The sequence below is a fragment of the Pseudomonas sp. NPDC088444 genome, from assembly GCF_044900175.1.
GTDB lineage: Bacteria > Pseudomonadota > Gammaproteobacteria > Pseudomonadales > Pseudomonadaceae > Aquipseudomonas.
On sequence record NZ_JBJDNK010000007.1, the window covers coordinates 110,970 to 133,728 of the forward strand.

18 protein-coding genes are annotated in these 22,759 nt (G+C 59.8%); 11 read left to right on the forward strand and 7 right to left on the reverse strand.

Annotated elements, in window-relative coordinates:
- The first annotated feature begins 690 nt into the window (after positions 1–690).
- The 7 genes from pcaR to ACI2KB_RS15360 all read left to right on the forward strand — a co-directional run bounded on the left by pcaR (position 691) and on the right by ACI2KB_RS15360 (position 7,253).
- A complete protein-coding gene (gene pcaR / locus ACI2KB_RS15330; RefSeq protein WP_404635905.1) occupies positions 691–1,533 on the forward strand; it encodes a pca regulon transcriptional regulator PcaR in 843 nt (280 codons plus the stop codon).
- A 149-nt stretch (positions 1,534–1,682) separates the two neighbouring features.
- Positions 1,683–2,540: a CoA transferase subunit A gene (locus ACI2KB_RS15335; protein WP_404635907.1), complete on the forward strand. Its 858-nt coding sequence runs from the start codon at positions 1,683–1,685 to the stop codon at positions 2,538–2,540.
- Positions 2,540–3,319, forward strand: a complete 780-nt coding sequence (locus ACI2KB_RS15340; RefSeq protein ID WP_404635909.1) for a CoA-transferase subunit beta — start codon at positions 2,540–2,542, stop codon at positions 3,317–3,319. Before ACI2KB_RS15335 ends, ACI2KB_RS15340 begins: the two co-directional genes overlap by 1 nt.
- Complete coding sequence (gene pcaF / locus ACI2KB_RS15345) at positions 3,316–4,518, forward strand: 3-oxoadipyl-CoA thiolase (RefSeq protein ID WP_404635911.1); 1,203 nt, start codon at positions 3,316–3,318, stop codon at positions 4,516–4,518. Before ACI2KB_RS15340 ends, pcaF begins: the two co-directional genes overlap by 4 nt.
- Before the next feature lie 188 nt (positions 4,519–4,706).
- Positions 4,707–5,996 (forward strand): MFS family transporter, encoded by a 1,290-nt coding sequence (locus ACI2KB_RS15350; RefSeq protein ID WP_404635913.1) that lies wholly within the window; start codon positions 4,707–4,709, stop codon positions 5,994–5,996.
- An 87-nt stretch (positions 5,997–6,083) separates the two neighbouring features.
- Entirely contained in the window at positions 6,084–6,872 is a 789-nt protein-coding gene (gene pcaD, locus ACI2KB_RS15355) for a 3-oxoadipate enol-lactonase (protein ID WP_404635915.1), read from the forward strand.
- Positions 6,873–7,010: 138 nt separating this feature from the next.
- Positions 7,011–7,253, forward strand: a complete 243-nt coding sequence (locus ACI2KB_RS15360) for a hypothetical protein (protein ID WP_404635917.1) — start codon at positions 7,011–7,013, stop codon at positions 7,251–7,253.
- A 474-nt stretch (positions 7,254–7,727) separates the two neighbouring features.
- Here ACI2KB_RS15360 and ACI2KB_RS15365 read toward each other — a convergent pair whose 3' ends face one another.
- Genes ACI2KB_RS15365 through ACI2KB_RS15375 form a run of 3 tightly spaced genes read right to left on the reverse strand, consistent with a single transcriptional unit; the run spans position 7,728 to position 13,462 of the window.
- Positions 7,728–9,194, reverse strand: a complete 1,467-nt coding sequence (locus ACI2KB_RS15365) for an AdeC/AdeK/OprM family multidrug efflux complex outer membrane factor (protein WP_404635921.1) — start codon at positions 9,192–9,194, stop codon at positions 7,728–7,730.
- Positions 9,191–12,319: an efflux RND transporter permease subunit gene (locus ACI2KB_RS15370; protein WP_404635923.1), complete on the reverse strand. Its 3,129-nt coding sequence runs from the start codon at positions 12,317–12,319 to the stop codon at positions 9,191–9,193. The genes ACI2KB_RS15365 and ACI2KB_RS15370 overlap by 4 nt, the downstream gene beginning before the upstream one ends.
- Before the next feature lie 3 nt (positions 12,320–12,322).
- Positions 12,323–13,462 (reverse strand): efflux RND transporter periplasmic adaptor subunit, encoded by a 1,140-nt coding sequence (locus tag ACI2KB_RS15375; protein ID WP_404635925.1) that lies wholly within the window; start codon positions 13,460–13,462, stop codon positions 12,323–12,325.
- Between the two features lie 252 nt (positions 13,463–13,714).
- On the opposite strand from ACI2KB_RS15375, the gene ACI2KB_RS15380 reads away from it, so the two are divergent.
- Together ACI2KB_RS15380 and ACI2KB_RS15385 are read left to right on the forward strand one after the other, a co-directional pair.
- Positions 13,715–14,362, forward strand: coding sequence for a TetR family transcriptional regulator (locus ACI2KB_RS15380; protein WP_404635927.1), 648 nt, complete (start codon positions 13,715–13,717; stop codon positions 14,360–14,362).
- 234 nt (positions 14,363–14,596) lie between these two features.
- Positions 14,597–15,460, forward strand: a complete 864-nt coding sequence (locus ACI2KB_RS15385; protein WP_404635929.1) for a cache domain-containing protein — start codon at positions 14,597–14,599, stop codon at positions 15,458–15,460.
- 81 nt (positions 15,461–15,541) lie between these two features.
- Here the strand turns inward: ACI2KB_RS15385 and ACI2KB_RS15390 are convergent, their stop codons facing one another.
- The 3 genes from ACI2KB_RS15390 to ACI2KB_RS15400 form a co-directional block, all read right to left on the reverse strand.
- A complete protein-coding gene (locus ACI2KB_RS15390; protein ID WP_404635931.1) occupies positions 15,542–17,047 on the reverse strand; it encodes an MDR family MFS transporter in 1,506 nt (501 codons plus the stop codon).
- A 117-nt stretch (positions 17,048–17,164) separates the two neighbouring features.
- Positions 17,165–17,341 (reverse strand): hypothetical protein, encoded by a 177-nt coding sequence (locus ACI2KB_RS15395; RefSeq protein ID WP_404635933.1) that lies wholly within the window; start codon positions 17,339–17,341, stop codon positions 17,165–17,167.
- Positions 17,342–17,485: 144 nt separating this feature from the next.
- A complete protein-coding gene (locus ACI2KB_RS15400; protein WP_404635935.1) occupies positions 17,486–18,367 on the reverse strand; it encodes a LysR substrate-binding domain-containing protein in 882 nt (293 codons plus the stop codon).
- 155 nt (positions 18,368–18,522) lie between these two features.
- Between ACI2KB_RS15400 and ACI2KB_RS15405 the strand changes: the two genes are divergently transcribed.
- Positions 18,523–20,157: a 5-guanidino-2-oxopentanoate decarboxylase gene (locus tag ACI2KB_RS15405; RefSeq protein WP_404635937.1), complete on the forward strand. Its 1,635-nt coding sequence runs from the start codon at positions 18,523–18,525 to the stop codon at positions 20,155–20,157.
- Positions 20,154–21,614, forward strand: coding sequence for an aldehyde dehydrogenase family protein (locus ACI2KB_RS15410; RefSeq protein ID WP_404635939.1), 1,461 nt, complete (start codon positions 20,154–20,156; stop codon positions 21,612–21,614). Before ACI2KB_RS15405 ends, ACI2KB_RS15410 begins: the two co-directional genes overlap by 4 nt.
- Here the strand turns inward: ACI2KB_RS15410 and ACI2KB_RS15415 are convergent, their stop codons facing one another.
- The gene (locus tag ACI2KB_RS15415; protein ID WP_404635941.1) at positions 21,615–22,568 is read right to left on the reverse strand and encodes an AraC family transcriptional regulator N-terminal domain-containing protein; all 954 of its coding nucleotides are present in this window, start codon (positions 22,566–22,568) and stop codon (positions 21,615–21,617) included. It lies immediately after the preceding gene.
- Positions 22,569–22,759 lie beyond the last annotated feature (191 nt).

Here is a 22,759-nt window from a genome sequence, read left to right on the forward strand (position 1 = left end):
CACACCAGAACGACAAAACTGTCGTAGCCCCAATTCATGTGTTCGGTTTGCCAGGAGGCTGGCAGATTGACCAGGCTTCTGGCCTGTCTATCGCCGGGCATGGCACTCGGGTAGTGCATGCGGCGCGTTGATTGGATCCATTACCTTCAGGGTTTCGGATGGCACACGCGCCTTGGCGTTATAGCTCGTCAATGAGTGGGCACTATCTCCAAGAAGATCGCGGTAGTCAACTGTGCAGCGCACTTCAATTCAATAACTGCGAACAGATACTGTTTTCTTGTACGACGCTTCCGAAGTTCATGAAGGAGAAATCATGACAAAACTTTAATATTCAAAACTCGGCATGCAGAGACAAAAAACTGGCGACGTAATTCCATGGCGCTCTTCATGGGGCGATAAGCGTGAGTGTATTGGATTGCTTACAATTTATTGCGAGGCGAGGAGGCGTGGAGACAAAAACGGCCTTGCAGTGAGCAAGGCCGTTGCCTGGGACTTCTCAGTGGGTACCTGACCAGTATTTCCAAGAAGCCACATGGTGGCGTGTGAAAGGTATAAGCAACTGAGCGGCGGGTCAATTGCGATTATCGGCCAGTGGTTCGATAATCGCACGGATCGCTCTTGCCGTTCTCTGCAAAAGAAGCGAGAGTGGCGCTACAGAAGGCCTGCAAGGCCGCGACGAACGGTGTGAAGATGAACGATCAACTGCGTAATTCCTTTTCTTCGCTGGCCCCGCCCATTGTGGCGTCTCCTGCCAAGCGGATTCAGGCCTTTACGGGTGATCCGGATTTCATGACCTCTCTGGCCCGTGGGCTGGCAGTGATTCATGCCTTTCAGGAGCGTAAACGGCACCTGACCATCGCCCAGATCAGCCATCGCACCGAAATCCCGCGCGCTGCAGTTCGGCGTTGTCTGCATACATTGATCAAGCTCGGTTATGCCACCACCGACGGTCGCACGTATTCGCTACTGCCCAAAGTGCTCACTCTGGGCCATGCGTATCTGTCGTCGACCCCGTTGGCAGTGTCGTCTCAGCCTTATCTGGATCGCATGAGCAATCAGTTGCATGAAGCCTGCAATATGGCCACCCTCGAAGGCGATGACATCCTTTATATAGCCCGTTCGGCGACGACGCAGCGGCTGATTTCGGTGGATCTGGCCGTCGGCGGTCGTCTACCGGCCTATTGCACGTCGATGGGGCGAATTCTGCTGGCGGCGCTGGATGATGTGTCGTTGCAGGAGTATCTCGATCACGTCGATCTGCAGCCCAAAACCAGCCGCACCCTGCGCACACCCGACGCCTTGCTCGAATGTCTGCAACAGGTTCGCCAGCAGGGGTGGTGCATTGTTGATCAGGAGCTGGAACAGGGTCTGCGTTCCATTGCAGTTCCGGTTTACGACGCATCCGGCCAGGTGCTTGCCGCGCTTAATGTCAGCACCAGCGCGGGCCGGGTGACGCGCAATGAGCTTGAGCAGAAATTTCTGCCGATCATGCTCGACGCCAGTCGAGACCTGAGCACTCAGTTGTTCACGTGATTTCTGCTGATGCACTCTCTGTTCGATTATCGAACAGATAGTCGATTATCGGATTGTTACGCCCCACGCTCAGGCATAACCTGAATCTCATCCCGGCGCTGATCGACAACGCGCCGCTCACCGATAGAGATTCGAACCTGGAGCGCCCCATGGCTGAAATTCTTTCCCTGCACGATGCCGTGAAGCAATTCGTCAACGATGGCGACACCGTTGCGCTGGAAGGCTTCACCCATCTGATTCCTACCGCAGCCGGGCATGAAATCATTCGTCAGAAGAAGAAAGACCTGACGCTGGTTCGCATGACCCCTGACTTGATCTACGACCAACTGATTGGCGCCGGCTGTGCGAAGAAGCTGATTTTTTCGTGGGGCGGTAACCCGGGTGTAGGTTCGCTGCATCGTTTGCGTGACGCCGTTGAAAAGCAATGGCCGCAACCGATGGAAATCGAAGAGCACAGCCATGCTGATCTGGCCAACGCCTATGTAGCGGGTGCATCGGGTCTGCCGTTCGCTGTCTTGCGCGCTTACGCCGGGTCCGACTTGCCCAAGGTCAACCCGCTGATCAAGTCCGTGACCTGCCCGTTCACCGGCGAAGTGTTGGCTGCCGTGCCGTCCGTGCGCCCGGATGTGACCGTGATTCACGCCCAGAAAGCCGACCGCAAAGGCAACGTGCTGCTGTGGGGCATTCTTGGCGTGCAGAAAGAAGCCGCACTGTCTGCCAAGCGCTGCATTGTCACCGTCGAAGAAATCGTCGACGACCTGAACGCGCCGATGAACGCCTGTGTACTGCCGACTTGGGCGCTGAGTGCCGTGTGCGTCGTGCCCGGTGGTGCGCACCCTTCCTACGCTCATGGCTACTACGAGCGTGACAACCGTTTCTATCAGGCGTGGGACCCGATCGGTCGCGACCGTGAGGCATTTACTGCGTGGATCGAGGAATACATCCACGGCACCCGTGATTTCAGTGAGTTCCAGAGCAAGCTGGCCCGCGCTTCGGAGGCAAAATAATGACGTACACCACCAGTGAAATGATGACCGTGGCTGCGGCTCGCCGCCTGAAGAACGGTTCGGTCTGCTTTGTCGGCATCGGTTTGCCTTCCAAGGCCGCTAACCTCGCACGTCTGACCTCGTCGCCTGATGTCGTGTTGATCTACGAGTCCGGCCCGATTGGTGCCAAACCCAACGTGCTGCCGCTATCCATTGGCGATGGCGAGCTGGCTGAAACCGCCGACACTGTGGTCTCCACCAGTGAAATCTTCCGTTACTGGCTGCAAGGCGACCGGGTGGATGTCGGTTTCCTCGGTGCGGCGCAGGTCGACCGCTTTGGCAACATCAACACCACCGTGGTGGGCGACTATCACAACCCGAAAGTGCGCCTGCCGGGTGCCGGTGGCGCGCCGGAAATTGCCGGGTCAGCCAAGGAAGTGCTGATCATCCTGAAGCAGTCTTCCCGCGCGTTCGTCAACAAGCTGGATTTCGTGACCTCCGTGGGGCATGGCGAGGGCGGCGATTCCCGCAAGCGCCTCGGCCTGCCGGGCGCCGGCCCGGTCGGCATCATCACCGACTTGTGCATCATGGAGCCGGAAGCGGGCACCAACGAATTCGTCGTAACTACGCTGCATCCGGGCGTCACCCGCGAACAAGTCATCGCGGCCACAGGCTGGGAGCTTCGTTTCGCGGACAACGTTGTGGTGTCTGAAGAGCCGAGCGAATACGAATTGTCTGCCCTGCGTGATCTGGAAGCGCGTACCGCTGCCGCTCACGGTCAGGCACCGGGAGAAGCATGATGCGTGAGGTCTTTATCTGCGACGCGATTCGCACCCCGATTGGCCGCTTCGGTGGCGCACTGGCCACGGTTCGTGCTGACGATCTGGCTGCATTGCCGATCAAGGCGCTGATGGAGCGCAATCCGTCGGTGAACTGGGAGGAAGTCGACGAAGTCTTCCTCGGCTGCGCCAACCAGGCCGGTGAAGACAATCGCAACGTGGCGCGTATGGCGCTGTTGCTGGCGGGCCTGCCGGAAACCGTACCGGGTGTGACCCTGAACCGCCTGTGCGCTTCGGGGCTGGATGCGGTCGGTACGGCATTCCGCGCCATTGCCTGTGGCGAAATGGACCTGGCGATTGCTGGGGGCGTCGAGTCGATGTCCCGCGCGCCGTTCGTGATGGGCAAGGCCGACACTGCTTTCGGTCGCGGCCAGAAGCTGGAAGACACGACCTTGGGCTGGCGCTTCGTCAACCCGTTGATGAAAGATCAGTACGGCGTAGAGACCATGCCGCAAACCGGTGACAACGTCGCCGAAGACTTCAAGGTGTCCCGCGAAGACCAGGACGCATTCGCGCTGCGCAGTCAGCAGCGTACGGCGGCGGCTCAGGCCAGCGGCTTTTTTGCAGAAGAAATCGTGCCAGTGCGTATCGCGCACAAGAAGGGCGAAACCCTCGTCGACAAAGACGAGCACCCACGGGCCGACACCAGCCTCGAAGCCCTGAGCAAGCTCAAACCCGTCAACGGTGCCGGTAAAACGGTCACCGCAGGCAACGCGGCGGGCCTGAATGATGGCGCGGTGGCGCTGATTCTGGCCTCGGCTGAAGCGGTCAAGAAACATGGCCTGACCCCCCGTGCGCGCGTGTTGGGCATGGCCAGCGCGGGCGTCGAACCTCGTGTGATGGGCATTGGCCCTGTCCCGGCGGTGCGCAAACTGGTCGAGCGTCTGGGGTTGGCGGTGTCGGATTTCGATGTCATCGAACTCAACGAGGCGTTCGCCAGTCAGGGCTTGGCGGTCATGCGTGAACTGGGCATCGCGGACGATTCGCCCAGGGTCAACCCCAATGGCGGCGCCATTTCCCTCGGCCATCCGTTGGGGATGAGCGGGGCGCGTCTGGTGCTGACAGCGTTGCACCAATTGGAGAAAACCGGCGGCAGCAAAGGATTGGCGACCATGTGCGTCGGCGTAGGACAGGGCCTGGCCCTGGCAATAGAACGATAAGCGACACACGCCTGAAATCATTGAGTTTCAATCACCCGAGCCATGGACTGCCTCCACGAACAGGCAACTTCCAGGCTCGGGCGGTTGTCCTTGTGATGTCGAAGTGTTACTGCTTAAGTCTAAGTGTTTCAGGTTATGTCGTAGACTGGGCCTTCACGGCAGGTCTTTATAAAAACTGGGGAAAAATAATGACAACGACTCACTACACCGGAGAAGAAAGGAGCAAACGGATTTTTGCGATTGTAGGTGCCTCATCCGGCAACCTCGTGGAATGGTTCGACTTCTATGTCTACGCCTTCTGCGCGATCTACTTCGCACCGGCCTTCTTCCCCTCCGATGACCCAACCGTGCAATTGCTCAACACCGCAGGCGTATTTGCTGCGGGCTTCCTGATGCGTCCCATCGGTGGCTGGCTGTTTGGCCGCGTCGCCGACAAACACGGCCGCAAGAATTCCATGATGATTTCGGTCTTGATGATGTGCGGTGGCTCGCTGGTCATCGCCTGTCTGCCAACCTACGCCGCCATCGGCGCTTGGGCGCCGTTCCTGTTGCTCGTCGCGCGCCTGTTTCAAGGCCTGTCGGTTGGGGGAGAATACGGGACCACGGCCACGTACATGAGTGAAGTCGCGTTGCGGGGGCAGCGTGGTTTCTTCGCCTCGTTCCAGTACGTGACGCTGATTGGCGGTCAGTTGCTGGCCGTGCTGACCGTGGTCATCCTGCAACAATTTCTCAATGCCGATGAGCTGAAAGCCTACGGCTGGCGGATTCCGTTCGTGGTCGGAGCGATTGCGGCCGTCATTTCGCTGCTGCTGCGCCGCTCGCTGAAAGAAACCACCACCGCCGAAGTGCGTCAGGACAAGGACGCGGGCAGCATGGCTGCGCTGTTCCGCAACCACTCCGGCGCCTTCATCACTGTGTTGGGTTACACCGCCGGTGGCTCGCTGATTTTCTACACCTTCACCACGTACATGCAGAAATACCTGGTGAACACTGTGCACATGGATGCCAAGACCGCCAGTTACATCATGACCGGCGCGCTGTTCCTTTATATGTGTATGCAACCGGTGTTCGGTGCGCTGGCGGACAAGATCGGTCGTCGGGCGTCGATGTTATGGTTCGCGGGTCTGGGGACCGTGTGCACCTTCCCGATTCTGATGACCCTGAAAACCACCACCAGCCCGGTGCTGGCGTTCATCCTGATCACGTTGGCACTGGCCATCGTCAGTTTTTACACTTCGATCAGCGGTCTGGTAAAAGCCGAGATGTTCCCGGTCCACGTTCGTGCGCTGGGCGTGGGTCTGGCGTATGCGGTGGCCAACGCCATCTTTGGTGGTTCGGCAGAATTCGTGGCGCTGAGCTTCAAGAACATGGGTTCGGAAAACACGTTCTACTGGTACGTGACCGCCATGATGGCGATTGCATTCCTCTTCAGCCTGCGCCTGCCGAAGAAGCCGGAATACCTGCACGAAGATCACTGATTCAATTGCGCGCGCCTGCGATCGGGCGCGCGTCATCCATACTCTTCAATGACTTTCTAGCAAAGTGCTCAACACAAGGGAGCTGCTATGGCATTCGTACAACTTGAAGACGGCGAACTGCATTATCAGGTCGAGGGCCCTGCGGGGGCGCCGGTACTGGTTTTGTCCAATTCTCTCGGGACCGATCTGCACATGTGGGACGCGCAAATCGCCGCGCTCAGCAAGTCGTTCCGGGTCGTGCGTTACGACACTCGGGGCCATGGCAAGTCCCTCGTCACCCAAGGGCCGTACACCATTGAGCAGTTGGGGCGCGACGTGCTGGCGCTGCTCGACGTGCTGAAGATCAAGCAGGCGCATTTCTGTGGGCTGTCGATGGGCGGACTGATTGGCCAATGGCTGGCTATTCACGCCAACGACCGTCTGCACAAATTGATCCTGTGCAACACCGCCGCGAAGATTGGTGGGCCTGAAATGTGGAACCCGCGCATCGAGATGGTGGAGCAGGGGGGTGAGCAGGCGATGAAGGAATTGGGCGCAGGTGCCGTAGCGCGCTGGTTCACGCCTGATTTCGCTCGCGATCATGCCGATAAGGTCAAGCCGGTGACTGACTCGTTGGCGGCTACATCGTCTCTGGGTTATGCCGCTTGCTGTGCGGCGGTGCGTGATGCGGATTTCCGTAAACAAGTGAGTTCGATCAGCGCGCCGACGCTGATCATCTGTGGCAGTCATGACGCGGTGACGACGGTTGCCGATGGACACTATTTGCAGAATCACATCGAGGGGGCGCAGTTGTCGGATTTCTATGCGGCGCATCTTTCCAATGTTGAGTTGGGCGAAGTGTTCACCCTGCGCGTGACGGAGTTTCTGCTGAGCTGATCAACCCCGTGCTTGCTGTCTGAAGGCGAATCTCGTGTGCCGGGGATTCGCCTTTTTCATAGGGGCCTCGTCAACACTGGCGGCCGATCCGGCTCGACGCTTGATCCAGGGTGGGCTGAGTTCGATGCTTAAGCGTTTTTGAAGCAGTTCGTCGGTGCTGACGGCGAGCGGCCTTTTCGCACCAGCGGTCCGCAACTGACCGCATTGCAGCAGGTCATGGCCCGTCTCAAAGAAGAAGGGAACGAGGGTGAGCCCGCTTACGCCGTTGCCAGAGCGGCGTTCAGCAAGGCCTTCAGCATGAGCTTCATGGTGCAGGCGTTCATGAACACTGCTCTGAGTGCGTCGGATGACGAAGACAGTCGGGAGAATGTGGAGTGGTAACGCGCGTCGCCCGAGGGGGCGAAATCCTAAATATCTGTGCACTCAACAATGGATCTGCCCCGGATTTCAGCGTCGCCAATCGCTTTAAAAGCGCGGTCCAGATATCCGGGACCATAGAATCTCTCACGTCATCCAACAAATGATTGTCCACCACGGTTTTCAGTCGTGGATGAAGGAGGAATGAACTGTCCCCGGCGCGTTGGTTGGGGGCGGTGGGCAGTGACTGAGTGGAGAGGGATATCCGGCGGGTGCACGGATATGTCTGGCCAGGCATTGTTCGATACTCCAGTTCAACAACCGGGCGGAGTATGAGCGGGATATTTGTGGCGGGCTTTCAACTATCAATCATGGGACGGTCAGCGGACATAAAAAGTCCGATGCCAGGGATCCGGCATCGGATTATGTGCGCCGCTTCAGGTCCGCCACCCCGATGAGCGGCCTTGCACCGCTCAGCAGGTTGTCTGCGGGTCTGAGTCAGAACATGCGCATTTCTGGCACGTCGCCCGAGGTCGGCTTTTTCTCACCGGTCGGGGTCTGTTCGTACCAGCCGCCACCCAGGGCGCGATACAGGTTCACTTCGCTGCTCAGTTGCGACAGACGATCGGTGATCAACGACTGTTGCGCGCTGAACAACTGACGCTGGGCGTCGAGGAAGGTCAGGTTGCTGTCGACGCCGATGCGATAGCGACGCTCTGCCAGGCGGTAGTAATCCTGGTTGGCGTTGACGAAGTCGTTTTGCGCCTTGAGCTGCTCGGTGAAGGTTTTGCGTGCCGCCAGACCGTCGGAGACTTCCTGGAAGCCCGTCTGAATCGCCTTCTCGTAGTTGGCGACGCTAATGTCTTTCTGGATCTTCGAGTAGTCCAGACTGGCGCGCAGACTGCCTGCGTTGAAGATCGGCAGGTTGATTTTCGGCGTGAACAGCCAGGTGCCCGATCCGCCTTTGAACAGGCCGCTCAGATCACTGCTTGCCGTCCCGGCACTGGCCGTCAGGCTGATGCTTGGGAAGAACGCAGCGCGAGCCGCGCCGATGTTGGCGTTGGCCGCTTTCAGGCTGTGTTCGGCCTGAAGGATGTCCGGACGACGCTGCAACAGTTCGGACGGCAGACCTGCTGGCATTTCGTTGAGCATGTCAGCGCTCAACGGTTGTGCGGCTGGCAGGTTGGCTGGCAGACCGGTGCCCAGCAGCAGGACGAGGTTGTTCTCGTCCTGAGCGACCAGACGCTGGTACTGGGCCAGCTTGACGCGAGCACTTTCAACCGAGGTACGCGACTGCGCCAGATCCAGCGCCGAGGCGACCCCGACTTCGTTGCTGCGCGAGGTCAGGCGCAAGCTTTCTTCAAAGGCACCGAGGGTATCCTGCGTCAGCTTCAGCAGTTCCTTGTCCGCCTGCCAGGTCAGATAGGCGTTGGCGACGTTCGCCACCAGGCTGATCTGAGTGCTGCGACGGGCCTCTTCGCTGGCGAAGTAGGTTTCCAGTGCTTGCTCGCTGAGACTACGGACGCGACCGAACAAATCCAGCTCATAGGAGCTGACGCCCAGGCCTACCGAGTACTGACTGGTGATGCCCGCTTGACCGCTTGACGACAAGTCAGCCGGTACTCGTTGGCGGGTGCTGGTGGCATCGGCGGCTACCGCCGGGAACAGGTCTGCACGCTGGATGCGGTACTGCGCCCGGTAGGCATCGATGTTCAGGGCCGCGACACGCAGGTCGCGATTGTTACTCAGGGCCGTTTGAATCAGTTGTTGCAGGGCCGGGTCATGGAAGAACTGACGCCAGCCTTGTTCGGCAGCAGCCTGATTCGCCGCGTTGTCCGGCGAGTACGCCGGACCTTGCGGGTATTGCGCAGCCACGGGTGCAGCAGGCTGTTTGTAATCAGGGATCAACGAGCAGCCGCTAAGTACGATCGCGGTCACTGCCAGAGAGATCAGGGACTTGCTCATTGGCCAGCCTCATCGTGTGGGATGTGTTTCGGTTTGCTCTTGAACAACCCGGATACCGATACGAAGAACAGCGGTACCCAGAAGATCGCCAGGATGGTCGCGGTAATCATACCGCCGATCACGCCTGTACCGATCGAATGCTGGCTGCCCGAGCCTGCGCCGCTGGAAATGGTCAGCGGCACCACGCCGAGGATGAACGCCATGGACGTCATCACGATCGGACGCAGACGCATGCGACAGGCTTCGACAGCCGCGTCGAGCAGCGATTTGCCCTGTTCATGCAATTCCTTGGCGAACTCGACGATCAGAATGGCGTTTTTCGCTGCCAGGCCCACCGTCACCAACAGACCTACCTGGAAGAACACGTCGTTGGACAGGCCGCGCAGGCTGGTCGCCATCAGTGCACCGATGACACCCAGCGGTACGACCAGCAGAACGGCAATCGGAATCGACCAGCTTTCGTACAGCGCAGCCAGGCAAAGGAACACCACCAGAACCGAAATGGCGTACAGCGCAGGTGCCTGCGAACCGGACAGACGTTCTTCGAACGACAGGCCCGTCCACGAGTAACCGATGCCAGGCGGCAGTTGTTTGGCCAGTTGCTCGATCTCGGCCATGGCCTGACCTGTACTGTAGCCCGGCGCTGGCGTACCGAGGATTTCCTCAGCCGGAACACCGTTGTAACGCGACAGTTTTGGCGAGCCGTAGACCCACTCACCACTGGCGAAGGCATCGAACGGAACCATGGTGCCTGCGGTGTTGCGCACGTACCACTTCTTCAGGTCTTCAGGGCTCATCCGGGACTTGGGAGTACCCATGATGTACACCTTCTTCACACGACCGCGGTCGATGAAGTCGTTGACGTAGTTACCGCCCATCGCCACCGAGAGGGTGGTGTTGATGTCCGATTGCGTCACGCCGAGGGCGCGGGCTTTTTCGTCATCGATCACGAGTTGGTATTGCGGTTCGTCCGTCAGGCCGTTCGGGCGAACGCCTGTCAGAATCTTGCTCTGCGAGGCCAGACCCAGCAGTTGGTTACGCGCTTGCATCAGTTTTTCGTGGCCGACACCGCCCTGATCCTGCAGATACAGGTCGAAACCGGTGGCGTTACCCAGTTCCAGTACCGCTGGCGGAACCACGGCGAACGACATGGCGTCACGGAACCCGAAGAAGTGCGCCTGTGCACGCTTGGCGACTTCGAACACGCTGTTGGACGAGTCGCGCTGTTCCCACGACTTGAGCATGACGAAGCCCAAGCCCGAGCTCTGGCCCCGACCGGCGAAGTTGAAGCCGTTGACGGTAAACACCGAGTTCACGCCCGGGTCGGTCAGCAGGTATTCACGCATCTTGTCCAGCGTCTGCTGGGTTCGCTCGGCGGTAGAGCCAGGAGGCGTCTGAACCTGAGCGAAGATTACGCCCTGGTCTTCTTCCGGCAGAAACGCAGTCGGGATGCGGGTGAACATCCAGATCATGCCCGCGAAGATCAGCAGGTAGGCGAGGAACGCCGGAAACTTGTGACGGATCACGTTGCCGACGCCACGCTCATAGCTTTGAACGCTGCGGTCAAAGGTGCGGTTGAACCAGCCGAAGAAGCCTTTGCGCGGCTGGCCGTGCTTTTCAGGGTCGATCGGTTTGAGCATCGTGGCGCAGAGGGCAGGGGTGAAGACCAGCGCAACCAATACCGAAAGTGCCATGGCCGAGACCACGGTGATCGAGAACTGTCGATAAATCACACCGGTCGATCCGCCGAAGAAGGCCATAGGCAGCAGTACCGCCGACAGCACCATGGCGATACCCACCAGTGCGCCCTGGATCTGCTCCATCGATTTGCGTGTCGCTTCCCGAGGCGACAAATGCTCCTCGGCCATGACCCGCTCGACGTTTTCCACCACGACGATGGCGTCGTCCACCAACAGGCCGATGGCCAGCACCATACCGAACATGGTCAGGGTGTTGATGGTGAAGCCAGCAGCCGCGAGGATGCCGAACGTACCCAGCAATACCACCGGTACAGTCATCGTGGTGATGACGGTGGCGCGGAAGTTCTGCAGGAACAGGTACATCACCAGGAACACCAGAACGATCGCTTCGCCCAGGGTGTGCACAACGCCGTTGATCGACTCTTTCACCACCGGGGTGGTGTCATACGGATAGACGACTTTCATCCCTGGCGGGAAGAACGGCTCCAGACGGCTCATGGTGTCGCGAATCGCCTTGGAGGTGTCCAGCGCGTTCGCACCGGTCGCCAGCTTGATTGCCAGACCCGATGCCGGTTTGCCGTTGAACTGCGCGTCGACGCTGTAGTTCTCGCCGCCCAGGCCGATGGTGGCGACGTCTTTCAGGCGCACTTGCGAGCCGTCCTGGTTGACTTTCAGCAGGATGTTGCCGAACTGCTCGGCGCTTTGCAGACGGGTCTTGCCGATGATCGTGGCGTTGAGTTGCTGGCCCTTGACCGCAGGAAGGCCGCCAATCTGACCGGAAGACACCTGAACGTTTTGCGCGGTGATCGCCGACTTCACGTCAACCGGGGTCAACTGGAAGTTGTTCAGCTTGTCCGGGTCGAGCCAGATGCGCATCGCGTACTGCGAACCAAACACCTGAAAGTCACCCACGCCAGGCGTACGAGCGATCTGGTCCTGGATGTTGGACACGATGTAGTTGGACAAGTCTTCCTTGGCCATGCTGCCGTCTTCGGACACCAGACCGATGACCAGCAGGAAGTTCTTCACCGCCTTGGTCACACGCAGACCCTGTTGCTGCACTTCTTGCGGCAGCAGCGGGGTGGCGAGGTTGAGCTTGTTCTGTACCTGAACTTGCGCGATGTCAGGGTTTGTACCCTGGTTGAAGGTTACAGTGATGGTCATGCTGCCATCAGAGTTACTTTCAGACGAGATGTAGCGCAGGTTGTCGATACCGTTCATCTGCTGCTCGATCACCTGAACCACGGTGTCCTGCACGGTCTGTGCGGACGCACCTGGGTAGGTCACCTGAATCGCGATGGCCGGTGGCGCAATGGCCGGGTACTGGTTGATCGGCAAATTGAGGATCGATAGAGCCCCGACCAGCATGATCACGAGGGCGATCACCCACGCGAAAATCGGTCGGTCGATGAAAAACTTCGACATGAATCAGTTACTCCCTTGCGCCGGTGCCGGGGCAGCTGCCTTGACGTTGGTTGCCTCGGACACCTTCACTTCTGCGCCTGGTTTGACGTACTGCAGACCTTCGGTAATCACGCGATCACCCGCACTCAGGCCCTTCTCGATGACCCAGTCGGTGCCGCTGGTGCGGTTGGCGACCAAGGTGCGCAGCTCGACTTTATTGTCCTTGTTCACGACCAGTGCAGTCGGGGTGCCTTTCAGGTCACGAGTCACGCCCTGTTGCGGAACCAGAATCGCTTGCTCGTTGACACCCGCTTGCAGCTTGGCGTGCACGAACATGCCTGGCAGCAGGGTGTGGTTCGGGTTCGGGAACACGGCGCGCAGGGTGACGGAACCAGTGGTCTGGTCAACCGAGACTTCGGAGAACTCCAGCTTGCCGTCAACCGGGTACTGGCTGTTGTCTTCCAGCGTCAGTTTGACCTTGGCGGCGTTGTCGCCCGCCTTTTGCAGCTTGCCGCTTTCCAGCTCGCGGCGCAGACGCAGCATCTCGGTCGACGACTGAATGACGTCTACGTAGATCGGGTCCAGTTGTTGAATGGTGGCCATCGCATCGGCCTGACCATTGCTGACCAGCGCACCTTCCGTCACTTGCGAGCGGCCGATGCGACCGGAAATCGGTGCGTACACTTTGGTGTAGCGCAGGTTGATTTCGGCGGTCTGCACGGCGGCCTGCGCTTCACGCGCGTTGCCCACAGCGGTGTCGTATTCCTGACGGCTCACGGCTTGCTCGTTGATCAACTGCTTGTAGCGACCGGCCAGCGAACTGGTGGCATCGTAGGTCGCCTTGGCGCTGTTCAGGTTGGCTTCATAGACGGCCGGGTCGATCTGATACAGCTGCTGACCGGCTTTGACGTCGGTGCCTTCAGTGAACAGGCGTTTGAGGATGATGCCGTTGACCTGGGGACGCACTTCGGCCACGCGATACGCAGTAGTGCGACCCGGCAAATCGGAGATCAGGGTGTAAGGCTGGGGCTGGATGGTCACGACGCCGACCTGAGGGGGCGGTGGAGCAGCCGCCGCCGCTTCTTCCTTTTTACTGCATCCGCTGAGCAGCGATGCCAGGGCGGCGGCAGTGACCAGTACGGTAACAGCTGGCTTGAATTGCATGAAGATCCTCGGGTCAGGAGCAGGGCTCATGAAAAGTGGAAAGGGTGTTAATGCTTTTCCGGCTGGATAAGTAGCAAGCTAATGAATATACTTACGTTCACGGTTGTTTGTAAACACCTGTAACTGCGACAGTCCGGCGCATTGCGGGGATCGATTGCTCGCGCGGGACAAGGCATTACAAAGGCCGCCCGCTATGCTTTTCAGGCCGCTCGACCGCAGAGCCTGAAGCATTTTCATTGAGGTTTTACTGCCATGGTTCGTCGCACGAAAGAAGAAGCTCAGGAAACGCGCAGGCAGATTCTGGAAGCGGCCGAGCAGGCGTTTTTCGAGCGAGGCGTTGCGCGCACGACGTTGGCGGACATCGCGACGCTGGCAGGCGTGACCCGAGGCGCGATCTATTGGCATTTCAGCAACAAGGCCGATCTGGTGCAGGCGATGCTCGACAGCCTGCACGAGCCGCTGGAGGAAATGGCCCGCGCGAGTGAGAGCGCGGACGAAGTGGACCCTCTGGGCTGGACGCGAAAGCTTTTGGTTCATTTGTTTCAGCAAGTTGCCACGGACCCAAAAACCCGCCGCATCAATGAAATTCTTTTTCATAAATTCGAATTCACCGATGAAATGTGTGACATGCGGCGCCAGCGACAATTCGTCTGGCTAGACGCTAACGAACGCATTGCCTTGGCCTTGAGCAACGCCGCGCGTAAGGGGCAATTACCTGCCGACCTGAATCCGCAGCGGGCGGCCGTTTGCCTGCATGCCTATATACACGGCATTTTGGGCCAGTGGTTACTGGTGCCAGAGAGCTTCCCCTTGCACGAGGACGCTGAACGCCTGGTCGATACCGTGCTGGATATGCTTCGTTACAGCCCCGCTTTGCGAGATACCGCAGCGCATCGTTGAGCGCTGCTGTCTTGTCAAACGGCATTTCCCACGCCCACGCCGAGCCTGCGTGAGGATGAAGCCGACTATAACCGTGTGGCGCTTAGCCTGCACCTATACAGAGGTGCATCGTCATTGAACAGACGATTTACTCATCTTTTACCCAAATCCATCACCGCGTTCAGCAACACGACAGCTTGATTGCCATCGCGCGTCTACGCTTGCTCCCAAACCAATAAAAACGGGGTAGGTGCGATGGCGGTCTTTTCGCGATTCAAAAGCTGGAGAACAGTCGTTTTCACAGCCGTTGCCTGCGTGTTTGCAACGCAGGCCCTGGCAACCGGAGATGAAGAGCAGGAAGCAGCGGCAGCCAGAACGCTATTGGAAAAGGCCGTCGCTCATTACCGTCAGGTGGGCGACAAGGCATTGGCCGAATTTAGCCGACAGGGCGAGTTCGTCGATGGAGACCGTTATGTGTTCGTCACGGATACCAGCGGTGTGATGCTGGCCAGCGGCGGGCCGTCGGTGGTGCTGATTGGACGCGATATCTCCTCGGTGCTCGATCCCGATCTGCAAAAAGGCTTCAAACAGGTCCTACAAACCCCGGAAAGTGCGGGTGTCCAGCAGGCTGAATATCGCTGGCAGAACTGGCGCGACGGCAAGGTTGAACGCAAGCGCGTGTATTTCCAGCGGGTGGGCAACCGTATTCTGGCCGTGGGTTATTACCTGCCCCGCGCCGCGCCGGAACAGGCCAGAGCCTTGCTCGACAAGGCCTCCAAAGCGCTGGAGCAAGATGAGGATGGCACCCTCGAATCCATCAACAATCTCAAGGGCGGTTTCTTGCAGGATGACCTTTATGTGTTCGTCGTCAACGTAAACACCAAACGCTACGTTGCCCACGGCACCAACCTGCGGTTGGTGAATACCGACTTCAGCAAGGTCAAGGACCCGGAAGGCAAACCGGTGGGGCTGCCGATGCTGGAGATGATCAAGAAACAGCCCGAAGGCGAATACGAATACCGCTGGCGCAATCCGGTGACCGGCAAGGTCGAGCACAAGCATGCGTACATGCGCAAAGTGGGGGATTTTCTGGTAACGGTGGGGTATTACAGCGGTTGATTCGGGACAGCCTAAACACAGCCCCGTAGCAGTCCGACTTGCCGGACTGCTACGGGTGTTTGGCGGACGTAAAATCTGCCTTCACCGATCCTTATCCGCCCGCCCTCTGAGCAGGTTGTTCGGCATTGCCAGCGCTGCGGCCAACCCGAGCAACGAAACCCCGGCACTGATGATCAGCAGGTGCTGAAACGTCATCGCCAATTGCCCGCGCAACAGCTCCAGCGCAGGGCCGCTGACGGCATGCAGGCTGTCCATCAGCAGGTTGCCGGAGCTGCCTTCGCCGATCACGCTGCCACTGATTTGCCCAAGCCCTGTGCCCGCGAGCATGGCCAGCAACAGCGCCGACATGCTCGCCACACCGACCGCGCCACCCAGTGAGCGAAACAGGTTGGTGGTGCTGGTGGCCACGCCCATGTCTTTCATCTCTACCGAATTTTGAGTGCCGACCAGTGATGTAGGGAATTGCAAGCCACTGGCGATGCCGGTAAGCACCATGAACAAGCCGGTCAGGATCACGGACTGGGGCGGCGTGAAGGCGATGCCGAGGATGGCGAAGGGCATCAACAGCGCGCCAGTCAGAATGATGGGTTTGTAACGCCCGGACAGTGAGGTACGACGGCCTCCAAAGTAGGCGCCCATGGGCATGCCGATGGCCAGTGGCATCAAGTGCAGCGCCGCGATGTCAGCGCCGCCCCCCGTGACGGTCTGAAAGCGCAGCGGCAACAGCACGATGAGCGAAATGGCCTGAAAGCTGGTGAAGAAGATCGTGCACCAGCACAGCACGGCGCTGCGGTTGGCGAACAGGTGCATCGGCAGCAGCGGCTCGCGGGTGCGACGCTCGTACAGGACGAAAATCACCAGGGCCAGCAGCGCTACGCCCAATTGAAGTTGGACGCGGGGATCGCGCCAGCTGTGACCTTGGCCAATTTCCGTGATGCCGAGCAGCAAGGCCGTCAGGCCGATGATCATCAGGACCGTGCCGAGATAATCGATGATCGGTTTGCGTTGCGGAATCGGCAGCCCGATGAGCGTCTGACGCGCCACCCACCAGGCCACCAGGCCCAGCGGCAGATTGATGATGAACACCCAGCGCCACGACAGGTATTCGGTCATGAATCCGCCGAGTACCGGCCCGGCGACACTGGCCGCTGCGTACATGCTGCTGAAATAGCCTTGATAGCGACCCCGTTCGCGAGGGGGAACGATGTCGCCGATGATCGCCTGGCTGACCGACACCATGCCGCCCGCGCCGATGCCTTGCAGCACTCGCGCCAGCACCAGTTGTTCCATGCTCTGGGCCATGGCGCAGAACAGTGATGCAACGGTGAAGGTGCCCAGCCCGAACAGCATCAATCGTCGACGGCCATACAGATCGCCGAGTTTGCCGTAGATGGGCACGGCCACCGTCAGGGCCACCATATAGGCTGAAATGACCCAGGCGAGCAGGTCGAAGTCTTTGAATTGGGCGGAGATGGCGGGCATCGAGACCGCGACGATGGTCTGGTCGAGCGCGCTGAGGAAAACGGCCATCATCAGCGCGAAGAGGATGCTGCGGATGTCCGGGCGGGTTTGATTGAGGCTGGTCACGAACAGGGACTCGAACTGGCAGGTTGACCCGCCGCAACACGGCGGGAAAAGTGTGACCAGTCTAGTCCGTTAGCTAGCTAATCGATAGCGGCCTCCGGGTGAAACCTGGCGACGCGATCAGCGTAATGCACTGAAGCTGGCGTCCGTCGGTACGCAGTGGCCGAACGTGCACACCACCGCTCCTCGCGGGATTTGCCGCATCTGCTCAATTCGGTAAGCACCGGCTGCATAGATGCTGAGCACCGCAGCGACAGCGACCACATACACCATTTGTCTTTTTATTGTGGTTCTCATGACGTGTACCTCGATCCGCGTACAAAAATGACTTTTTTGTCGGACAAGGTCAGTGTAGGCCCGTCTGGGCCATGATGGCGTAACGCTGGGCATTGAATGTTTTTATCGGAACGGGACAGTCGTCGACGTTATGACGATGGAACTTTAACGCGCACGCGCTTGCGCCAGCAGCCAGTTGAGCAACTCTTGCATCAGCGGCGTCGCTTCAGTGCGGTTCGGGTAAACGAAATAGTATGCGGCGCCGGTCTTGAGTCTCAGCTCGAACGGCGTGACCAGCCGCCCGGCGCTCAGGTCCTCGCCGATCAGCGCCCAGTCGCCTATCGCAACGCCCGAGCCCTGCGACGCCACGGTCATGGCCAGATCCATGGTGTCGAAGTGCTGCCCTTTGCTGACGTTGTTCAGGCGCGCACCTGCGGCCTTGAGCCATTGCGCCCAGTCCTGTTCGTCCAGTGTGGGGTGCAGCAGCATGTGCCCCTCCAGATCGTCAATCTGTTGGAGTGGCTGCGGGCCTTCGAGTAGAGAGGGCGCGCACACCGGAGTGAGTTCTTCGTCCAGCAGGCGATGAACATGCATCGAATCGTCGGGATATCCGCCGTACACCACGGCCGCATCGAAGCGCTCGCGGCGGAAGTCGACGCCATGGGCAATGGTCGTGGTCAGTTCGACCGGCACATCGGGCCGCTCTTTTTGCCACTGCATCAAGCGGGGCAGCAGCCAGCGGGTGATGCAGGTCGGTGCCTTGAGTTGCAGGGCCTGCTGATGAGTACTGACTTGATCGACGGCGTCTTCGATCAGCCCGAAGACCTGCTCGATGCGCGGAAAAAACTCACGCCCCTGCGCGGTCAGGGTCAAGCCTCTGGCCTGACGATGAAACAATTGATAGCCCAGATGACTTTCAAGCCCCGCGATCTGTCTGCTCACCGCCCCTTGCGTGATGTGCAGCAACTCCGCCGCCCGTGTGAAATTGCAGCAGCGGGCAACCACCAGAAAGGTGTGCAGGGCGGGGAGTGGGGGCAGGCGTTTCATGCGTGGCTGAAGCCATGAGCTGAGAACATGGCTAAGCATGACATTTTTTGCGTTGTCACTGATACGGCCCCGCGGTTCCAATGGCGCGCAGATGCGTAGTTTCCCAGACACGCAGTTTCGAAGACGATTTCAAGAACGAACAAGGGTCCAGACACATGGCGACGTGCGGCGAAGTATTGGTCAAGCTCCTCGAAGGGTATGGGGTCGAACAAGTGTTCGGTATCCCGGGCGTACATACCGTGGAGTTGTATCGCGGATTGGCTCGGTCGTCGATCAATCACATCACGCCGCGCCATGAGCAGGGTGCAGGGTTCATGGCCGATGGCTACGCGCGCACCCGTGGCAAACCGGGTGTTTGCTTCATCATCACCGGCCCTGGTATGACCAACATCACAACAGCGATGGGCCAGGCTTACGCGGACTCGATTCCGATGCTGGTGATTTCCAGTGTTCAATCTCGCGGCCAATTGGGTGGCGGTCGCGGCAAGCTGCACGAGCTCCCCGCTCAAGGCGCGATGATCGCGGGCGTGGCGGCGTTTTCTCACACCCTGATGTCGGCTGACGAATTGCCCGCCGTTCTGGCGCGCGCCTTTGCTGTTTTTCAGGCCGGTCGCCCACGGCCGGTGCACATCGAAATCCCGCTGGACGTGATGGTCGAAAACGCCGACCACCTGCTCGACAGTCAGCCGGTGTCGATCACCCGCGCAGGCCCGGCGCCTGCCGCCATCAAACAAATGGCCGGTTTGCTCGCGCAGGCCAAGCGCCCGCTGATCCTTGCCGGTGGCGGTGCCATCGATGCCGCGCCTGCGCTGACACAACTGGCCGAAGCCCTTGAGGCGCCGGTCGCGCTGACCATCAACGCCAAAGGCATGCTGCCGTCGAATCACCCACTGTTGATCGGCTCCACCCAAGCCCTCGATCCGACTCGCGAAATCATCAAGGGCGCCGACGTGGTGCTGGCCATCGGCACCGAATTGGCCGAGACCGATTACGACATCACGTTCCAAGGCCATTTCAAGATCCCCGGTACGCTGCTGCGCATCGACATCGACCCCGATCAGACCGTGCGCAATTTCCCGCCGACGGTTGCGCTGGTGTCTGATGCGCAGACCGCCGCCGAGGCGTTGGTCACGGCGTTGGCGGATGAAACATTGAGTGAGCGCAGCGGGGACTGGGGCCGGGCACGCGCCGCGCAATTGAAATCGACGCTGGACGCGATTTGGGACGAAGCTACGCGCGGCCAGACCCTGTTCCTGCAAACCGTGCTCGACGTGCTGCCGGATGTGGTGATCGTCGGCGACTCCACCCAGCCGGTCTACACCGGCAACCTGACGCTGGACCTGGACAAGCCGCGTCGCTGGTTCAACTCGTCCACGGGCTACGGCACCCTCGGCTACGCCCTGCCTGCCGCCGTGGGCGCCTGGCTGGGCAGTCAGGATTCAGGCGAACGCAATCCGGTGGCCTGCCTGATCGGCGATGGCGGTCTGCAATTCACCCTCTCGGAACTGGCCAGTGCCGTTGAGGCGCGCACGCCCATCATCGTCCTGCTGTGGAATAACCAGGGTTACGAAGAGATCAAGAAATACATGGTCAACCGCGCCATCGAGCCAGTGGGCGTGGACATATACACCCCTGATTTCATTGGCGTCGCCAAGGCATTGGGCTGCGCAGCCGAGGCGGTCAGCGGCGTCGAGCAACTGAAAGCCGCATTGAGTGCGGCGAGCGATCGGCAAGCTCCGAGCGTGATCGAAATCGACCAGCGCGGCTGGATGAGCGGGTTGAAAGCATGAGTGAGGCAGCAGTGGTGAATCCGGTTTTGCAGGGGCTGTACATCGACGGACTGTGGCGCGCGGGCGGTGAGCAACTGACCGTGATCAATCCCTCGACGGAGGAGCGTCTGGCCATCGTGACGGGCGGTGATGCGGGGGCGGTGGACGACGCCGTGCAAGCAGCACGCTTGGCGTTTGGCGCCTGGTCGAAAACCACGGGTGCCGCGCGGGCGATGATCCTGCGCAAGATCGCTTCAGGCGTCGCCGCCAAGCGCGAACATTTGATGACGTTGCAGTCGACCAACAACGGCAAGCCCGGTTTCGAGGCGGTCATCGATGTTGATGATGTGATCGCGACGTTCAACTATTACGCCGATTTGGCGGAAGCGGCTGATGGCCAACAAAACCGTGCAGTGGAACTGCCGAGCGAGGACTTCACCGCGCGCTTGCGCCGCGAGCCGTGTGGCATCGTCGGGCTGATCGTGCCGTGGAATTTTCCGATGGTGACCACCGCGTGGAAACTGGCTCCAGCATTGGCGGCGGGTTGCTGCGTGGTGCTCAAACCGTCTGAAGTCACGCCACTGGCCGAGTTGGAATTGGCCCGGATCATTGCCGAGAGCGGCCTGCCCAACGGTGTGTTCAATGTGGTGTGTGGCACCGGTCTGGCGGTCGGCGCGCCGATGTCCGAACACCCTGACATCGCCAAAGTCTCGTTCACCGGCAGTAACGCCGTGGGTGTGCAAGTGATGCAGCGCGCGGCGGAAACCGTGAAAGGCGTGAGCCTGGAGTTGGGTGGCAAATCGTCGCTCTTGGTCATGGCCGATGCCGATCTGGAGCTGGCTGTGGAGTTGGCCAGTGGTGGCGGCTATTTCAACGCGGGGCAGATGTGCTCGGCCACCAGTCGCGTGCTGGTCGCGCAGGAACTGCTGGAGCCTTTCTTGCAGCGCCTCGTCGCCAAGGCGCAGTCGATCAAGGTGGCCGGCCCGCTGGAAAAAGGCACGGAGATGGGGCCTTTGGTCAATCAGGCGCAATACCAGCGCGTGATCAACCACATCGAAGCCGGAAAGAACGCAGGCGCGCGACTGCTGTGTGGTGGCAAGCGCCCGGCTGGTCAGACTCGGGGTTACTTCCTGGAGCCAGCGGTGTTCAGCCAGGTGCCGCTGGACAGTGCCTTGTGGTGTGAAGAAATCTTCGGGCCGGTGCTGTGTGTCCGGGGCTTCAACTCGGAGGCCGAAGCCATCGCGCTGGCCAACGACAGCCAGTTTGGATTGGTGGCCAGTGTGGTCAGCGGCGACAGCGCGACGGCGGATCGCGTCGCCAATGCCCTGCAGGCAGGCATGGTATGGATAAACTCGCCGCAGGTGATTTTCCCGCAGACCTCATGGGGCGGCTTCAAACAGAGCAGTCTGGGCCGCGAGTTGGGGCCTTGGGGCATGCAAGCGTTTCAGGAGATCAAGCACGTGGTGCGTGCGGTCTGATCACAGCGTCTTGCGCAGGCGCGCCAGATCCCGCAACGGGGGCGCGCCGAACAGACGGCTGTACTCGCGGCTGAACTGGGACGGGCTTTCATAGCCCACCCGGTAGCCAGCCGCCGACGCCTCAAGCCCGTCCGCCAACATCAGGCGGCGGGCCTCCTGTAAACGCAGCTGCTTCTGATACTGCAACGGACTCATGGCCGTGACGGCCTTGAAACGATGGTGCAGCGTCGAAACGCTCAGGTTCACTTCACGCGCCAGCTCTTCGATGCGCAGCGGTTGCTGGAAGTTGTCGTTCAGCCACTTGATTGCTTGGGTGACACGATGGGTCTGGCAATTGGAGATCGCTATTTCGTACAGCCGATAGCCTTCGCTCCCACGCAAGAGGCGGTAAAGGATTTCACGGGTGATCAACGGCGCCAGCATGGGAATGTCTTTCGGACTGTCCAGCAAGCGAATCAGGCGGATGACCGCATCGAGCAGTTGTGAGTCGATGCGTTCGACGTACATCCCGCGACCGCTGGGTCGGGTCGGCACACTCATCGGACCTGCTTCGGCAATCAAGGCATTGATGTCTGCCGGGTCAATGTCCATGCGCATCGCCAGATGCGGCTCTTCGGGGGTGGCATAAATAACCTTGCCGCTGATGGGCAGGGCAACGGAGAGCACCAGATAATTCAGCGGGTCGTAGGTAAACAATTCCCCGCCCAGGGTCACGTCCTTGCGCCCTTGGGCCATGATGCACAGCGCCGGTTGCACCAAACCGGGCACCGATTGCTGTGGGTGATCATGGCGGACCATGAACAGTGATTTGATCACGGTCTGAAAGCTGCCGTCGGTCGGCGCATGGCGGCGAATCAGGTCAGCCAGTTCGATACGCTGTTGCTCCATTTGCGCGCTCAGTTCCGGCGCGGGAGGGGCGTCTGGCAAGGCAGGCGCGATGGCGGTCGGCAGCATGGGAAAGTCCTCTGGTGGAGCATTGATGCAGCACAGCTTATTTTTGTGCAATCGCGAGCGTTAGGCGGATCCTGTCGGATGATTGCCTGATTCTGCCCCGGCTTCACGTCTGTTACGACGAAGTGCCCTGTTCAACGGGGTCGATTGCTTGAAAGTCCCGTTGTGAGCGCCTCGAAAACCGCACGCTCGTA

Bases quoted from the DNA above. Each gene is read 5' to 3' on its own strand.
- ACI2KB_RS15350 (WP_404635913.1), top strand. From the start codon at position 4,707: ATGACAACGACTCACTACACCGGAGAAGAAAGGAGCAAACGGATTTTT.
- ACI2KB_RS15370 (WP_404635923.1), bottom strand. From the start codon at position 12,319: ATGTCGAAGTTTTTCATCGACCGACCGATTTTCGCGTGGGTGATCGCC.
- ACI2KB_RS15335 (WP_404635907.1), top strand. From the start codon at position 1,683: ATGGCTGAAATTCTTTCCCTGCACGATGCCGTGAAGCAATTCGTCAAC.
- ACI2KB_RS15395 (WP_404635933.1), bottom strand. From the start codon at position 17,341: ATGAGAACCACAATAAAAAGACAAATGGTGTATGTGGTCGCTGTCGCT.
- pcaF (WP_404635911.1), top strand. From the start codon at position 3,316: ATGATGCGTGAGGTCTTTATCTGCGACGCGATTCGCACCCCGATTGGC.
- ACI2KB_RS15365 (WP_404635921.1), bottom strand. From the start codon at position 9,194: ATGAGCAAGTCCCTGATCTCTCTGGCAGTGACCGCGATCGTACTTAGC.
- ACI2KB_RS15385 (WP_404635929.1), top strand. From the start codon at position 14,597: ATGGCGGTCTTTTCGCGATTCAAAAGCTGGAGAACAGTCGTTTTCACA.
- ACI2KB_RS15380 (WP_404635927.1), top strand. From the start codon at position 13,715: ATGGTTCGTCGCACGAAAGAAGAAGCTCAGGAAACGCGCAGGCAGATT.
- pcaD (WP_404635915.1), top strand. From the start codon at position 6,084: ATGGCATTCGTACAACTTGAAGACGGCGAACTGCATTATCAGGTCGAG.
- ACI2KB_RS15340 (WP_404635909.1), top strand. From the start codon at position 2,540: ATGACGTACACCACCAGTGAAATGATGACCGTGGCTGCGGCTCGCCGC.
- ACI2KB_RS15410 (WP_404635939.1), top strand. From the start codon at position 20,154: ATGAGTGAGGCAGCAGTGGTGAATCCGGTTTTGCAGGGGCTGTACATC.
- ACI2KB_RS15415 (WP_404635941.1), bottom strand. From the start codon at position 22,568: ATGCTGCCGACCGCCATCGCGCCTGCCTTGCCAGACGCCCCTCCCGCG.
- ACI2KB_RS15400 (WP_404635935.1), bottom strand. From the start codon at position 18,367: ATGAAACGCCTGCCCCCACTCCCCGCCCTGCACACCTTTCTGGTGGTT.
- ACI2KB_RS15375 (WP_404635925.1), bottom strand. From the start codon at position 13,462: ATGCAATTCAAGCCAGCTGTTACCGTACTGGTCACTGCCGCCGCCCTG.
- ACI2KB_RS15405 (WP_404635937.1), top strand. From the start codon at position 18,523: ATGGCGACGTGCGGCGAAGTATTGGTCAAGCTCCTCGAAGGGTATGGG.
- pcaR (WP_404635905.1), top strand. From the start codon at position 691: ATGAACGATCAACTGCGTAATTCCTTTTCTTCGCTGGCCCCGCCCATT.